Source organism: Marinobacter bohaiensis, assembly GCF_003258515.1.
In the GTDB taxonomy this organism is placed as follows: domain Bacteria; phylum Pseudomonadota; class Gammaproteobacteria; order Pseudomonadales; family Oleiphilaceae; genus Marinobacter_A; species Marinobacter_A bohaiensis.
Genome location: NZ_QGEH01000004.1, coordinates 1 through 14195, shown reverse-complemented (window position 1 = coordinate 14195; position 14195 = coordinate 1). Strand labels below are relative to the sequence as shown.

At 61.4% G+C, this 14195-nt stretch carries 11 protein-coding genes; 8 read left to right on the top strand and 3 right to left on the bottom strand.

The features are described 5' to 3' along the window. Positions 1 to 55 precede the first annotated feature (55 nt). Positions 56 to 319, top strand: a complete 264-nt coding sequence (locus DKK67_RS16695; protein WP_111497655.1) for a late competence development ComFB family protein — start codon at positions 56 to 58, stop codon at positions 317 to 319. Between the two features lie 91 nt (positions 320 to 410). On the opposite strand, the gene DKK67_RS16690 is transcribed toward DKK67_RS16695, so the two are convergent. Continuing rightward, positions 411 to 3068: a DUF349 domain-containing protein gene (locus tag DKK67_RS16690; RefSeq protein WP_111497654.1), complete on the bottom strand. Its 2658-nt coding sequence runs from the start codon at positions 3066 to 3068 to the stop codon at positions 411 to 413. A gap of 195 nt (positions 3069 to 3263) precedes the next feature. On the opposite strand from DKK67_RS16690, the gene DKK67_RS16685 reads away from it, so the two are divergent. Next, entirely contained in the window at positions 3264 to 3764 is a 501-nt protein-coding gene (locus tag DKK67_RS16685) for a regulatory protein RecX (protein ID WP_111497653.1), read from the top strand. A gap of 27 nt (positions 3765 to 3791) precedes the next feature. Here the strand turns inward: DKK67_RS16685 and mltF are convergent, their stop codons facing one another. Next, on the bottom strand, positions 3792 to 5261 hold the full coding sequence (mltF, locus tag DKK67_RS16680; protein ID WP_111497652.1) for a membrane-bound lytic murein transglycosylase MltF: 1470 nt from the start codon (positions 5259 to 5261) through the stop codon (positions 3792 to 3794). A gap of 566 nt (positions 5262 to 5827) precedes the next feature. Between mltF and purL the strand changes: the two genes are divergently transcribed. Together purL and DKK67_RS16670 are read left to right on the top strand one after the other, a co-directional pair. Further along, positions 5828 to 9733 (top strand): phosphoribosylformylglycinamidine synthase, encoded by a 3906-nt coding sequence (gene purL / locus DKK67_RS16675; protein ID WP_111497651.1) that lies wholly within the window; start codon positions 5828 to 5830, stop codon positions 9731 to 9733. Positions 9734 to 10332: 599 nt separating this feature from the next. After that, positions 10333 to 10647, top strand: a complete 315-nt coding sequence (locus DKK67_RS16670) for a Nif3-like dinuclear metal center hexameric protein (protein ID WP_111497926.1) — start codon at positions 10333 to 10335, stop codon at positions 10645 to 10647. A 4-nt stretch (positions 10648 to 10651) separates the two neighbouring features. Here DKK67_RS16670 and DKK67_RS16665 read toward each other — a convergent pair whose 3' ends face one another. Further along, positions 10652 to 11194, bottom strand: a complete 543-nt coding sequence (locus DKK67_RS16665) for an NUDIX hydrolase (RefSeq protein ID WP_111497650.1) — start codon at positions 11192 to 11194, stop codon at positions 10652 to 10654. Between the two features lie 160 nt (positions 11195 to 11354). On the opposite strand from DKK67_RS16665, the gene DKK67_RS16660 reads away from it, so the two are divergent. The 4 genes from DKK67_RS16660 to purT are packed head-to-tail and all read left to right on the top strand — an operon-like array spanning position 11355 to position 13899. Further along, entirely contained in the window at positions 11355 to 11936 is a 582-nt protein-coding gene (locus tag DKK67_RS16660; protein WP_111497649.1) for an NUDIX hydrolase, read from the top strand. Between the two features lie 7 nt (positions 11937 to 11943). Next, positions 11944 to 12468 (top strand): gamma carbonic anhydrase family protein, encoded by a 525-nt coding sequence (locus DKK67_RS16655; protein ID WP_111497925.1) that lies wholly within the window; start codon positions 11944 to 11946, stop codon positions 12466 to 12468. Between the two features lie 3 nt (positions 12469 to 12471). Continuing rightward, positions 12472 to 12660 (top strand): DUF1289 domain-containing protein, encoded by a 189-nt coding sequence (locus DKK67_RS16650; protein ID WP_111497648.1) that lies wholly within the window; start codon positions 12472 to 12474, stop codon positions 12658 to 12660. Between the two features lie 57 nt (positions 12661 to 12717). Continuing rightward, complete coding sequence (gene purT / locus DKK67_RS16645) at positions 12718 to 13899, top strand: formate-dependent phosphoribosylglycinamide formyltransferase (RefSeq protein ID WP_111497647.1); 1182 nt, start codon at positions 12718 to 12720, stop codon at positions 13897 to 13899. Positions 13900 to 14195 lie beyond the last annotated feature (296 nt).

Here is a 14195-nt window from a genome sequence, read left to right as displayed (position 1 = left end):
CGGCGAGACGGCCAACTAGGCTTGTTGGAACGGACGGCTGAGGAAGGAGTGCTGGATGTCGTTGCTCGATACAATCGATAATTTCTACGAGCGCCTGGTGGCGGATGCCATCGAAGACACGCGGGCACCGGAGGACGACGAGGACTATCTGGCGGACGTGATGTGCGTGGCTCTTAACCGGCTGCCAACGCGTTATTACCGCCATTCGATCGATATGCGCTTCTATCTGGCCGACCCGGAAATGCAGGAGATGCGGGACCGGGTGCGTTTGGCGGTGGCCCAGGCGCGGGACTTCGTGCACTCCCACTCGCGGGAATAGGCAAGGCCGGAGCCCGAAGTCTGTCTGAAGGAAGGGTGCCGGCGTCCCGTCTGTCGGGACGCCGGTTTCGAGGCGTTGCCGTCTTCGTCCGTTAGCCGGCTTTCCACTGGGCCAGCACCTGAAGCAGGCGCGGCAACAGCTGCTCGGCATCGTCGGCGCTGATGGCCTGGGCGCACCAGCAATCCACCAGGCGTTCGATTTCCGTCTCGGGACGGCTGGTGTCCGGGTTGCTGCTGCCCATGCCGGCGGCCAGTCGTTCTACCTGCTGCTTCATGCGCAGCTCCTGGTCCGCCTCGGGCGACGGCTGGCCGGTGGCGATTTCCAGGCGCACGGCGATTTCCCGTGGAGCCGGCAGTGACTCCGGCAGTCGGGTGCTGTCGACAGCTTCCTGCTCGGTGGCAAAGCGCTGCAGACGTGCTTCCCAGTCCGCTGTTTGTTGTGAACGCTCAAGCGCCCCAATCGCGGACTCCAGGGCACGGCGCTCGGCGCTCAGTGCTTCGTTGACGTCGGCCGGGAGTTTACGGGGTGTTGCTGTCTTTTTCAGGGTATCCAACGCATTGCGCAGCAGCGCCGGATCGTTACCGGCCTGTTCACGCTGGGCCTGGCTTTCGCTGATCCGTTGACGCACGGTCTCCACGGCGGCGGTGTCGGCGGCGGCCTGTTCCGCCCGCTGCGCATCCCGGCGGGCAAAGATGGCATCGCAGGCGGCGCGGAACGCCTGCCATAGCTTGCGGTCTTCCCGGTGGCGGGTGATGCCCACGGCCTGCCAGTCTTTCTGCAGGGTCTTGGCCCGTTCCATGGCTTCCTGCAGCGGTTCATGGCTGATCAGGGCTTCCGCCTGGTCGACAATCTCCTGCTTGCGGGCCTCGTTGCGACGACGCTCTTCGTTAAGCGGCGCTTCAATCTGCTTGAGCAGGCGGTCGAACCGCTTCTGCAACGGCCGGTTGGCCTTGAAGTCGATGGGCCAGGCTTCGCGCCATTCCTCCCGGGCCACCCGATGAATGCGCTCGACCGCTTTCCAGTCGACGTTGTGCCAGTCGGCGTTTTCGGCGAACGCCTCCAGCTGCTGGCAAATCGCTTCCCGCTTCTCGATATTGACGTGCTTGAGCTCCGACTTGGCGGCAAAGTACGCCTGGCAGGGTTCATAGGCCTTGTCGGACGCCTGTTTGAAGCGTTGCCACAGGGACTGGTCCGAGGAACCGCCCAGATCGCGCCATTCCTGTTGCAGCTCCTTGATGTGGGTCGCCTTGACCTCCGGCTCCATGTGCTGGGTGGCCAGGTATTCCATGGCTTCGCACAGTTCTTCCTGCTTGGGGCGGGTGGCAAAGCCGCGCCAGTCCTGCAGATCCTTCAATTGCCGCCCCAGCAGGGTGAGGCGCGCGTGGCGTGAGCCGGCGTGCTTGTGGTCCAGGGCGTTGAAGGCGTGCTGGGCCTGTTTGTGGAGCTGGCGGGACTCGGCGAAATGGTCCTGCTCCAGCGCTGTCTCCAGGCGGTCGAGCAGTTGGTCGAGGGTCTTCTGCTGCTCTTTCTGGTCGCTGGCGTGGGCTTTCTTTTCTTTCTGCACATGGCCGAGGGTGCGCGCCGCGGCCGCGATGGCCTCCGGGCGGGCAAAGTCATCGGGCCAGTCCACGTCGTCCAGCAGGTGTCGGAGTTGTCCGCTGTCCGGCTGTTCGCTGGCGAGCAGGTTGTCGAGTTGCTCCTGCTGGTTGTGCAGGCGCTGCACCGCGCTGATGTACTGACGCAGGTCGTGCATCAGTGCCTGGTAGTCCTTTTGCTCGGCTTTGCCCACCTCGGTTTCCCGGGTGGCTTCCATCCAGCGGTTTTCCTGGGTTTTCTGCAGAGCGTCCAGTGACGACAGGGAAGGGCCGCGCGGATCGACGCTGGCCTTGAGGTCGTCCAGGGTCTGCTGCAGCAGCTCCAGGGTCGCCTGGCGTTCGGTCTGTTTGCGGTCGGACTCCGCTTCCCGCTCGGAGGCCGCTTCCGCTTCGCGGATGCGGTCCTGGCATTCCTTCATGGCGCTCAGGAAGGCTGTCTGCTGTTCAGTGGAGGCCTGGGCCGACAGGTTGCGCCACTGGGACTGCAGGCTATCCACGCGGGCGCTGTAGAGCTGCATGTTGTCGGTACGGGCATGCTCCTGGGTCTGGCGGACCAGCTCGTCGATGGCGTCCTGGGTCTTGCGGGCTTCGGCCTGGTCCTGGCGCAGGGCCTGCAGTTTCTTGCGGGTCAGCTGGTAGACGCCCTTGTCACGCCCTTTGGCCGCTTTCTGCAGGCTGAGCAGGTCGTCTTCCGCCTCGATTTTCTCCGCGGCGGCCAGGCGCACGGCGGCGGTCTTGCCCTCAATGGCCAGTTTTAGCAGCTGCGCCGGATCCGTGTCCGCCGAGACCTGTTCGTGGTCCGTCGGTGACGGCTCGCACAGTTGCTGGATCAGGGTCTGGAGGTCGGCGCCGGCGAGGGCGTTTTTCGCGTCCTGGATCTGGCCGGGTGAGCCCTGGGCCAGCTGGCTGATGCGCTGGGCGAGGATGTTGCGCAGCGCCGCGGAGGCATCGGGATAAAGCGGGATCAGGTGTTTGATGTGGGGGATTTTCTCGACCGCGGCGGCCTTCTGGCTGTTGGTTTCCGCCGACTGGGCGAACTCGATCAGGGTGTCGAGGTCCTTGGCGTCGTCCGGGTTGAGCTGGTTGAGGTCAACGGAGGCCGGGCCGCTGTCGGATTTGCGATTTTTGAAGAGTTTCTTGATGAATGCCGCCATAACTGGGCTCCCCACACTGGATGGCAAATTGCTGGTCAGACCGCGGACCAGAATCGGGCAGTCGCGGTTGCGACTGCCGGCAGACGGGGCGGGGCCAATCGACGCCCGCTCGTTCGGTGGGTTAGTCTAATCTTTTTGGCGACCGCCTGCACAGGTGTGGGGCGGTGGATTGCGACAGGTTCTGGAAAGGCTTTCATGGCGTTCCGCAAGGGAAAATCCGAAAACGAAGATCCTGAGTACCGGGCGCGCTCGGTCGCGCTCAAACTCCTGGCCCGGCGTGAGCACAGCCGGCAGGAACTGCGGCTGAAATTGATGCAGCGAAAGCTGGCGCCGGAGGTGATCGACCCGGTGCTCGACGATTACGAGGCGGAGGGCTGGCTGGACGACGATCGCTTCGCCGATGTCTACGCACGCCAGCGCATGGAGCTGGGTTACGGGCCCCTGCGCATCGAGAGCGAGCTGCAGCAGCGTGGCGTCTTCACGCGGCCGTCCTGTCTGGTTGAGGTGAGCGATGAGCAGTGGGCGCAATGGGCGACCCGGACACGGCGGCGGCGTTTCGGAATCGGCGAGGAGCGTCTGGGGTGGGACGACCGAGTGCGCCAGGCGCGCTTCCTGGCCCAGCGCGGATTCACCGGCGAACAGGCGGAACGGGCCCTGGAGGTGCGGGAAGAGTCACTGAATCCGCCGGCCGAGTAAACTGGTCCGATGGACCGGGCCGGCCCGTCACAGGGTCGGCGGTGCGACGCTCAGTTCCTGGGGAACCCGCACCGGCTGAACCGGCGCCAGGGTGTCGTCGCTCGGTTGGGTGGCGTCGAGCTCAGGGAAGTCCGGAGACTGGGCCAACTGCTCGGTGGGGTTGATGGGCTCTTTCATCCACACCAGTACGTCGTAGTAGCGGCGGATGTTCTGCACGTAGACCACCGGCTCGTGGCCCCGGGCGTAGCCGTAGCGGGTTTTCGAGTACCACTCTTTCTGTGCCAGCAGCGGCAGGTATTCCTTGACGTCGACCCAGCGGTCCGGATCGCGGCCGTCGGCCTCGGTCAGGCGGCGGGCGTCTTCCAGGTGGCCGAAGCCCACGTTGTAGGAGGCCAGTGCGAACCAGGAACGGTCCGGTTCGGGAATGTCGTCGGGAATCTGGTCGTGCACCATCTGGAAATAGCGGGCGCCGCCTTCAATGCTTTTCTCCGGATCCAGGCGGTTGTCGATGCCCACGTATTCGGCGGTGTTCTGGGTCAGCATCATCATGCCGCGCACGCCGGTGGGCGACACCGCATTGGGGCGCCAGTGGGATTCCTGGTAGCCGATCGCCGCCAACAGACGCCAGTCCATTTTGTATTTCTCGGCGGTGGCCTGGAACACCAGCTCGTAGTTGGGCAGTCGGTTGCGCACGTGGTAGACGAACGTACGCGCGCCCACATAGTTGAGCCGGTCCAGATGGCCGTAGAAACGCTCTCGCAACTGTTTGAGGCGGCCATTGGCCTGCATCTTTTGCAGGAACCGCCGGGCCGCGTTGGCCAGGGTGTCGTCCTGTTCGCTGGGGAACAGCCAGGCGATGGGCTGCGGCTCGTTCAGGTCGAAACCTTTCTTGACGTGGGGGAAGAACACCTGGTTCAGGGCCAGCTCGGTGGAGTCCACCACCGCCACTTCGAACTCCCCGGACTCGACCCGCTCGAGGATGCCGGCAGTATCCAGATCGTCATGAGCCTGCCAGTGCAGGCCCGGCTGCTGCTGGGCCAGCTTGCGTAGCGGCGCGATGTGATTGCTGTTGGCGACGGCGTGGATGACGCGATCGCCGATGTCTTTGGCGTTACCGGCCGTATCGGCGTCGCGGTTGTAGATCAGGGTGGACTGCACGCTCAGGTTGATGGGCACGCTCTTGAAAGCTTGCGTGCTGGGCAGGGTGTTGGTCAGACCGGCCAGGCCGATATGCGCATAGCCCTGTTTGAGCACCGACAGGATCTGGCCGTTGCCTTCGGCTTCGCGCACCCTCAGTTCCACGCCCAGCTCGTCGGCGAAGCGTTTGGCCAGTTCGTATTCATACCCCGTTGGACCGTCTCGGCCGTCGTAATAGACGGATGGCGAGGGGCGGGCGATGACGTGCAGTACGCCTTCCTGACGCAGCTCTTCCAGTGTCGACGGGCGCGAACAGGCCGTCAGGGCACCGGCGATGCCCAGCACGAGAGCCAGGCCCATCGGGCCGCGGCGTGCTGATTTCAGGATGGAAATAACGGGCAAGTATCTGCTCTCCCTCACCGTATCCACGCTGGGATGGGTTCCTTCTTGCTTTGCAGAAGACTCTGTTTAGCGGCGTTGGGCCGGGCTCTGTGACCGGCACCCTGATGCACTGAGGCTGTGCTTTCCGCATTCTACGGGCGGTTGGCGCTCCGGTGCGACGCGCAAAGGACGTACCGGTGTCGTTCGATATAGCTGGATCATGGCCAAAAGCTTCGGGAGGGTCAATCGGATGCCGGTCGAAGTCTGCAAAAGGGTGTAAATTTTAATGATGTGGTAACTTTTTATACAGTTGCTTAGGTTGGCCCGGGCGGATGATCGGACGGCCAGGATCCGGGCTTCAGGGGCGTCGGACCGTGCTCGAACGCGAATTCAGGCACTTGCAGAATCGACATTCATCCGGGGCCGGCAAACCTGTATCCGGCGACCGGATTCCAGTATCATTGCGGCCGTCTTGAACGGGGGTGGCCCGCTTTTGCGGCGATTGCCCCATTGTCTCCCAGATCAGCGCGATACAGGTTTTTGCCATGCTGGAACTCCGCGGTGCCCCCGCACTTTCATCCTTCCGCTCCCAGAAGCTTCTGTCCCAGGTCCAGGCCGTGGTTCCGGAAGTCTCACGGATCTATGCGGAGTTCATGCACTTTGTGGACGTCCCCGAAGCGCTCTCGGACGACGATCAGCAGGTTCTGGATCGCCTGCTGAGCTATGGACCGGCGACTGAATCCCAGGCCGCCGAGGGCGTGCTTTTCCTGGTGGTTCCGCGCCCGGGCACGATTTCTCCGTGGTCGACCAAGGCTACGGACATTGCCCGTATTTGCGGCCTGCGCATGATTCGCCGCATCGAGCGCGGCACGGCGTTCTATGTTCATGCCGACTGCAAACTCAAGCTGGAGCAGCGTGAGGCGATTGCCGCGTTGCTGCACGATCGCATGACCCAGCGGGTGTTCCACGAGATGGGCGGCGCTGAGCTGTTGTTCCATCGCGAAGAGCCGCGCACGGCCGATCGTATTCCCGTGCTCAGTGGCGGTCGCCCGGCGCTGGTGGACGCGAACCGGACTCTGGGGCTCGCCCTGGCGGACGACGAGATCGATTACCTGGTCGACGCTTTTACCCGGCTGGAGCGCGATCCGGTGGACGTTGAGCTGATGATGTTCGCCCAGGCCAACTCCGAGCACTGCCGCCACAAGATTTTCAATGCGTCCTGGGACATCGATGGCGAAGGCCAGGAAAAGTCCCTGTTCGCCATGATCCGCAACACCTTCGAAATGAACAGCGAAGGCGTGCTGTCGGCCTATAAGGACAATGCGTCGGTGATCCGCGGTGCCCGTGCCGGCCGTTTCTATCCGGATCCGGAAAACGGTCAGTACGGCTACCATGAGGAAGACATCCACATTCTCATGAAGGTGGAGACCCACAACCACCCGACCGCCATTTCACCCGATCCGGGATCGGCGACCGGCGCCGGCGGTGAGATTCGTGACGAGGGTGCTACCGGTCGCGGTTCCAAACCCAAGGCGGGGCTGAGCGGTTTTACCGTTTCCAACCTGAATCTGCCGGGCGACCTGCAGCCGTGGGAAAGCGAGTATGGCAAGCCGGACCGCATCGCCTCGCCGCTGGACATCATGATTGAAGGTCCCATCGGCGGCGCCTCCTTTAATAACGAGTTCGGTCGCCCCAATCTGGCGGGCTACTTCCGCACGTTCGAGCAGGCGGTGCCGAGCCCGGCCGGTGACGAGGTGCGTGGTTACCACAAGCCGATCATGATCGCCGGTGGCATGGGCAACATCCGTGAGGATCACGTCGAGAAGGGCGAGATTCCGGTGGGCGCCAAGCTGATCGTACTGGGCGGCCCGGCGATGTTGATTGGCCTCGGCGGCGGGGCGGCGTCCTCCATGGATTCCGGCAGCAGCCACGAAGATCTTGATTTTGCCTCGGTGCAACGCGGCAACCCCGAGATGGAACGTCGTTGTCAGGAAGTGATCGATCGCTGCTGGCAGATGGCGGACGAGAACCCGATCAGCTTCATTCACGACGTCGGTGCCGGCGGTCTGTCCAACGCCATGCCCGAGCTGGTCAAGGACGGTGGCCGGGGTGGCCGCTTCGAGCTGCGTGATATTCCCAGCGACGAGCCGGGCATGTCGCCGCTGGAAATCTGGTGCAACGAGTCCCAGGAGCGGTACGTGCTGGCGGTCGGCCCCGATGAGCTGGAACGCTTCGATGCGATCTGTCGTCGCGAGCGCTGCCCGTACGCGGTGATCGGCGAGGCCACCGAAGAGCGTCACCTGAATCTGTCCGACGCCTACTTCGACGACAACCCGGTGGACCTGCCGATGGATGTGCTGTTCGGCAAGCCGCCGCGCATGCATCGCAGCATCGAGCGGGCGTCCTTCACCAAGGCGATCTTCGATTCCCGCAAGATTGACGTCAACGAGGCGGCCCAGCGGATTCTGCGACTGCCTTCGGTTGGCAGCAAAAGCTTCCTGATCACCATCGGCGACCGCACCATCACCGGTCTGGTGGCGCGCGACCAGATGGTCGGCCCCTGGCAGGTGCCGGTGGCCGACGTGGCGGTCACTGCGGCCTCCTTCGATACCCTGGCGGGCGAGGCCATGGCGATGGGCGAGCGCACGCCGGTGGCGGCCATTGACGCCCCGGCCTCCGGCCGCATGGCGGTGGGCGAGGTGATTACCAATATGGCCGCGGCGTCCATCGACCAGCTTTCCGACATCCGCCTGTCGGCCAACTGGATGGCGGCGGCTGGCCATCCGGGCGAGGACGAGAATCTCTACGAGACGGTGCGCGCCGTGGGTATGGAGCTTTGCCCGGCACTGGGCATCACCATCCCGGTCGGTAAAGACTCCATGTCCATGAAGACCGTGTGGGAAGAGGACAACGGCGAGCAGAAGAGTGTGACCTCGCCCCTGTCCCTGATTGTCAGCGGTTTCGCGCCGGTGACCAACGTCCGCCGCACCTTGACGCCGGAGTTGCGTCGCGATGCCGGTGAGACGGATCTGATTTTGATCGACCTGGCGGCGGGCCAGAATCGTCTGGGCGGTTCCGCCCTCGCGCAGGTATACAGCCAGGTGGGCGCTGTGGCTCCGGATCTGGACGACCCGGAGGATATCAAGGCTTTCTTTGCTGTTATCCAGGGACTCAATGGCGACGACAAACTGCTGGCCTACCACGACCGTTCCGATGGCGGTGTGTTCACGACACTGGTGGAAATGGCGTTTGCCGGGCACACCGGGATCGACGTCAAGCTCGATGGTCTGGCGGAAGAGTCGAGTCAGTTGGCCCGCGAGCTGTTCAACGAGGAGCTCGGCGCCATCATCCAGGTACGCCGCGAGGATACCCCGTTCGTGCTGCAGCAGTTCACCGGGGCCGGACTCGGCGACCACACGGCCGTCATTGGCACCCTGAACGACGAAGACCGGATTCGCTTCACCTTTGGTGATGATGCTGTCATCGAAAGCAGCCGGGAGGCGTACCAGCGCCTCTGGTCCGAGACCAGCTACCGAATCCAGTCCCTGCGCGACAACGCGGACTGCGCCAAGCAGGAGTTCGACAACCTGCTGGCGCCGGCGGATCCAGGGTTGCGTGCCGATCTGACCTTTGACCTGAACGATGACATCGCGGCGCCCTACATCAACAGCGGCGCGCGCCCGAAGATTGCTGTTCTCCGGGAGCAGGGCGTCAATGGCCAGGTGGAAATGGCGGCGGCGTTTGATCGGGCCGGTTTCGATGCGGTCGACGTACACATGAGCGACCTGGTGTCCGGTCGCGTCACCCTGGAAAGCTTCCGGGCGATGGTCGCCTGCGGCGGCTTCTCTTACGGCGATGTGCTGGGTGCCGGTGAGGGGTGGGCCAAGTCCATCCTGTTCAACGAGCGGGTTCGCGACCAGTTCGAGGGCTTCTTCGCTCGCAACGACACTCTGGCGCTGGGTGTGTGCAACGGCTGTCAGATGCTGTCGAGCCTGCATGAGCTGATACCCGGCACCGAGCACTGGCCGCGCTTCGTGCGCAACGAGTCGGAACAGTTCGAGGCGCGTCTGGTCATGGTTGAGGTGCAGCAATCACCATCGCTGTTCCTGCAGGGTATGGAAGGATCGCGGATGCCGATCGCCGTGGCCCATGGCGAAGGCCGGGTTGAGTTCTCCCGGGTCGACGCGGCGTCTCGTCTGCAGGAAGAGGGTCTGGTGTCTCTACGTTACATCACCAACGAGGGGCATCCAACGGAGCGTTACCCGTTTAACCCGAACGGCTCCCAGGGCGGCATTACGGGGCTGACGTCCGCGGATGGTCGCGTGACCATCATGATGCCGCATCCGGAGCGGGTATTCCGCACGGTGCAGCACTCCTGGCATCCGTCGGATTGGCAGGAAGATGGCCCGTGGTTGCGGATGTTCCGGAACGCGAGGAAGACCCTCGGCTGATCCGGCATCGACCACGTCGGTTACTAGAGAAGCCGGCCCGGATATTTCCGGGCCGGCTTTTTTGTGTCTGCCAAATTTTGTCAGCCAAAAACGCCGGAGAAGCGGGGAGCTGGTTCCAATGGTAACGAGAATGGTTACTATTGGTGACAGTCTTGCCCACAAACGTGACGTACTGGTCATGATTGCCGATTTGTTGGCGTATCATGGCCAGTATTTCGTCACTGGTTTGGCGGTCAAGCGATGAAATCGGGGATTTCCTCGCTTGACTTTGCTCATTTATGCACACTTGTTCCGAGCTTGTGTTTTTCATCTGCCTAAAACGCGAACACTCGGGGCAGAAACTGAGCGATATCTTTAAAGTCTTGATAATAAAGTAAAAAATGAAGGCGGTGAAATTGTCGCCAATTTGAGGTCAGATGCTTAACCATGGGGCTTCAGCGCCTGTTCCCTGAATATATCCCCAAGGTTATCCACAGAATCTGTGGGTAAGTCGTACAAGCGTTTGAGGGCGGGCTTTTTTGAAGGCATTGCGACTGTTGTGGATAATTCTTGAGCGCGATTCAATCCATGTTTTGCGCCGAAGCTCGTGGGAGGATGTGATGTTCAAGCTTTGCTATTTCGTGCCTGAGAGTCACCTGGAACAAACCAAGTCAGCGCTGTTTGAGGCTGGGGCAGGGCGTATCGGCGACTACGACAGCTGCGCCTGGCAGTGTTTGGGGCGGGGCCAGTTTCGGCCGCTGGACGGGAGTCAGCCATACCTGGGGCAGCAGGGAGAGGTGGAACGGGTTGATGAATACAAGGTGGAGCTGGTCTGCGAAGCGGATTTGATCCGAAATGCCATCCAAGCGCTCAAGCAGGCCCACCCTTATGAGGAGCCCGCTTACGAGGTGTTGCGCGTCGAGGTTTTCGACTGAGCCGCTATTGCCCCAGCCGACGGCGGATATCGCCGATATGCAGGGGGAAGTCGTCGCGCTCGATATCCTCGACGAAATACTCCAGCGTTTCCCGGATTGTGGGAAACGCAAGCTCCTCCCAGGGGATGTCTGCCAGCGGGAAAAGCTGGGCATCCAGGGATTCCTCGCCGGCGCCGAAGGAACCGTCTGTGAGGCTCGCCCGGAAGAACATGTGCACCTGGTCGATGTGGGGGACGTGGAGAATGGTGTAGAGGCCATCGACATTCACCGCGGCCAGCGCTTCTTCCTGGGTCTCGCGAACGGCTGCTTCGACTGTGGTTTCCGAGTTTTCCATAAAACCGGCTGGCAGCGTCCAGTACCCCTTGCGGGGTTCGATGGCTCGGCGACACAGCAGGACCTGTCCATTCCAGATGGGAACCGTGCCGGCCACGATGCGCGGGTTTTCGTAATGGATTCGGTCGCAATGATCGCAAACATAGCGATGTCGATTGTCGCCTTCCGGGATGCGATGGGTTACCGGTTTGCCGCAATGACTGCAATAATTCATTAGCCACCTCAATTCTGTATCATCCCAGTATACCGAGGCTTGCCCGCTCGTCGACCCGATTGACCAATCAATTGTCGGTTCGGTGGTGTGCGACCGATTTTCCGGATGTGATCGACGGATAGCGAACAATCGATGTTATCGAACAAAAGGAACGCCCGGCTTGTTTAAGCATTTCAAAGAGCGTCTTGATCGTCATACGCCAAAATTGATTGCGCTGGACTATCCCGAAGCAGGGGTTCTGGTGCCCGTGACCAATGTGCCGGATAACCCCGAGCTGATCCTGACCCAGCGTGCCGCCCATCTCAAGACGCATCGAGGGCAGGTTGCCTTTCCCGGAGGCAAGCGGGACCTGTCGGATCGGTCGCTGGAAGAGACCGCGCTGCGAGAAACCCATGAGGAAATCGGCTTGCCGCCATCGGAAGTGATGGTCGCGGGCCCGTTGGGTCAGGTGGTCTCCCGTCACCGTATCCTGGTAACGCCCTTTGTTGGCATCGTGCCTCATGACGCGACATTGACGGCCAGCCCGGAAGAAATCGATGCGATCTTCAAGGTGCCGGTGTCTTTCTTTATGGAGGACAGGCGCCTGCGAACCGATGCGCTGGGATTTCAGGGGCATACCCTTTACGTCCCCTGCTACGAATGGGAGGGGTATCACATCTGGGGGTTGTCCGCGGTCGTGCTGGTTGACTTCCTGAACGCGGTGTACGATGCCGGGATCGATTTACTGGAAGCGCCGAGCTGAGATGGTCATGAGATACGCATTGGGAGATCAGCAACCAACACTGGAGGGCGGTGATCATTTTATCGCGCACAATGCCACGGTGATTGGCCGGGTCTGCCTGCAGGATAAGGCCAGTGTCTGGTTCAACGTGGTGATTCGCGGTGACAACGACCTGATTACCGTGGGCCCCGAGTCCAATGTCCAGGATGGCACGGTGATGCATACCGACGCCGGTATACCCTTGACGCTGGGGCAGGGGGTGACCGTTGGGCACAAAGCCATGTTGCACGGCTGTGAAATTGGCGATTATTCCCTGATCGGCATTAACGCGGTCGTCCTTAATGGAGCGAAGATCGGCAAGCATTGCCTGATTGGTGCCAATACCCTGATCCCCGAAGGAATGATCGTGCCGGACGGCTCTCTGGTTGTTGGCTCTCCGGGAAAGGTGAAGCGGGAATTGAATGACAGTCAGCGCAAGATGCTGGAGCTGAGCGCCGCGCATTATGTCGACAATGCCCGGCGCTACCGGAATGACTTTAAAGTAGTGGACTGATTGATGGCGGATAGGCATGCGGCGCCGGTGCGCTCCCCTTGTGTTGGGGTGTGTGCCCTGGATGCAGACGATATGTGCGTTGGTTGCCAGCGTACTGGTGACGAGATCACGCGCTGGTTTGATATGACCAATGACGAGCGCCGCGAGGTGATGAAGAAAGTGGTCGTGCGCGAGGAGCGGGTGGCTCTCTAGTTTCTGGTGGTCCCCAGTCGGCGGGTTTACTTGAATGGATGAAATGAGGAAAGACGAATGGTCAGTATCGGGACACCGTTGACGGAAACGGCATTCAGGGTGCTCTTTTGTGGCGCGGGTGAATTGGGTAAGGAGGTAGTGATTGAGCTTCAGCGTCTGGGCGTTGAGGTGATTGCCGTTGATCGCTACGAAAATGCGCCGGCCATGCAGGTGGCCCACCGCAGTCATGTGATTAATATGCTGGATGCGGATGAGTTGCGCCGGGTGGTCGAACTGGAGAAGCCTCATCTGGTGGTGCCTGAAATCGAGGCGATTGCCACGCCAGAGCTGGTCCGGTTGGAGCAGGAAGGTGTCCGTGTGGTGCCGACCGCTCGTGCGGTGAATCTGACCATGGACCGGGAAGGCATTCGTCGCCTGGCGGCCGAGACGCTCGGTTTGCCAACCTCGCCCTATCGCTTTGCCGAAACATTGGAAGATTATCGTGCCGCCGTCGCTGAGGTTGGTTTACCGCTGGTCGTTAAGCCGGTTATGAGTTCGAGCGGCAAAGGTCAGAGCACGGTAAAAACCGAAGCGGACATCGACGCCGCCTGGGACTATGCGCAACAGGGTGGTCGCGCCGGACAGGGGCGGGTGATCGTCGAGGGCTTCGTGGATTTCGATTACGAGATTACGCTACTGACTGTTCGTCACGCGGCGGGTGTGTCTTTCTGTGATCCCATCGGCCATATCCAGGAAGATGGCGACTACCGTGAGTCCTGGCAGCCGCACCCAATGAGCGAGCTCGCGCTTGCGCGCTCCCGAGAGATCGCCGATAAAGTAACGGCTGATCTTGGTGGCTACGGAGTGTTCGGCGTAGAGCTGTTCATAAAAGGTGACGACGTCTATTTCTCCGAAGTGTCTCCGCGTCCCCATGACACGGGCCTGGTTACACTGGTGTCCCAGGACCTGTCCGAGTTCGCCCTGCATGCGAGAGCAATCCTGGGGCTGCCGGTGCCGGCGATTCGTCAGCAGGGTGCCTGTGCGTCTGCGGTTATATTGCCTACCGGTGAGTCGCGGTCACCGACCTTTACTCATATAGAAGAAGCGCTGGTAAACCCGGATACCCAAATTCGTCTGTTCGGTAAGCCTGAAATTGCGGGGCGTCGGCGCATGGGTGTTGCCCTGGCTCGGGGAGAGGATGTGGAGAGCGCTCGTGCACAGGCGCGGGTGTCGGCCGGGGCGGTTAAGGTCGAGTTTTAAGTTTCTTCAGATTTTTTTGAAAAAGGCGTTGACGGGTTCGGAGAAGTCTGTAGAATGCGCATCTCTTTCGAGGGGCACGCCACTGAGGCGGGTCAGAAATCGAAAGGCAACCGACTGATTTACTTGAAGAATTTGATTTAAATTTTCTCGAAATCAACGGTTGACAGGGTGGCGAAACAGCGTAAAATGCGCGCCACCTTGAACGGGTCAGCCGGCAACGATTCGGCGGTTTCGGAAGCATCGAAAACGCTGAAAAATAACGGTTGACAAGGTTGAGAAGCGCGGTAGAATACGCG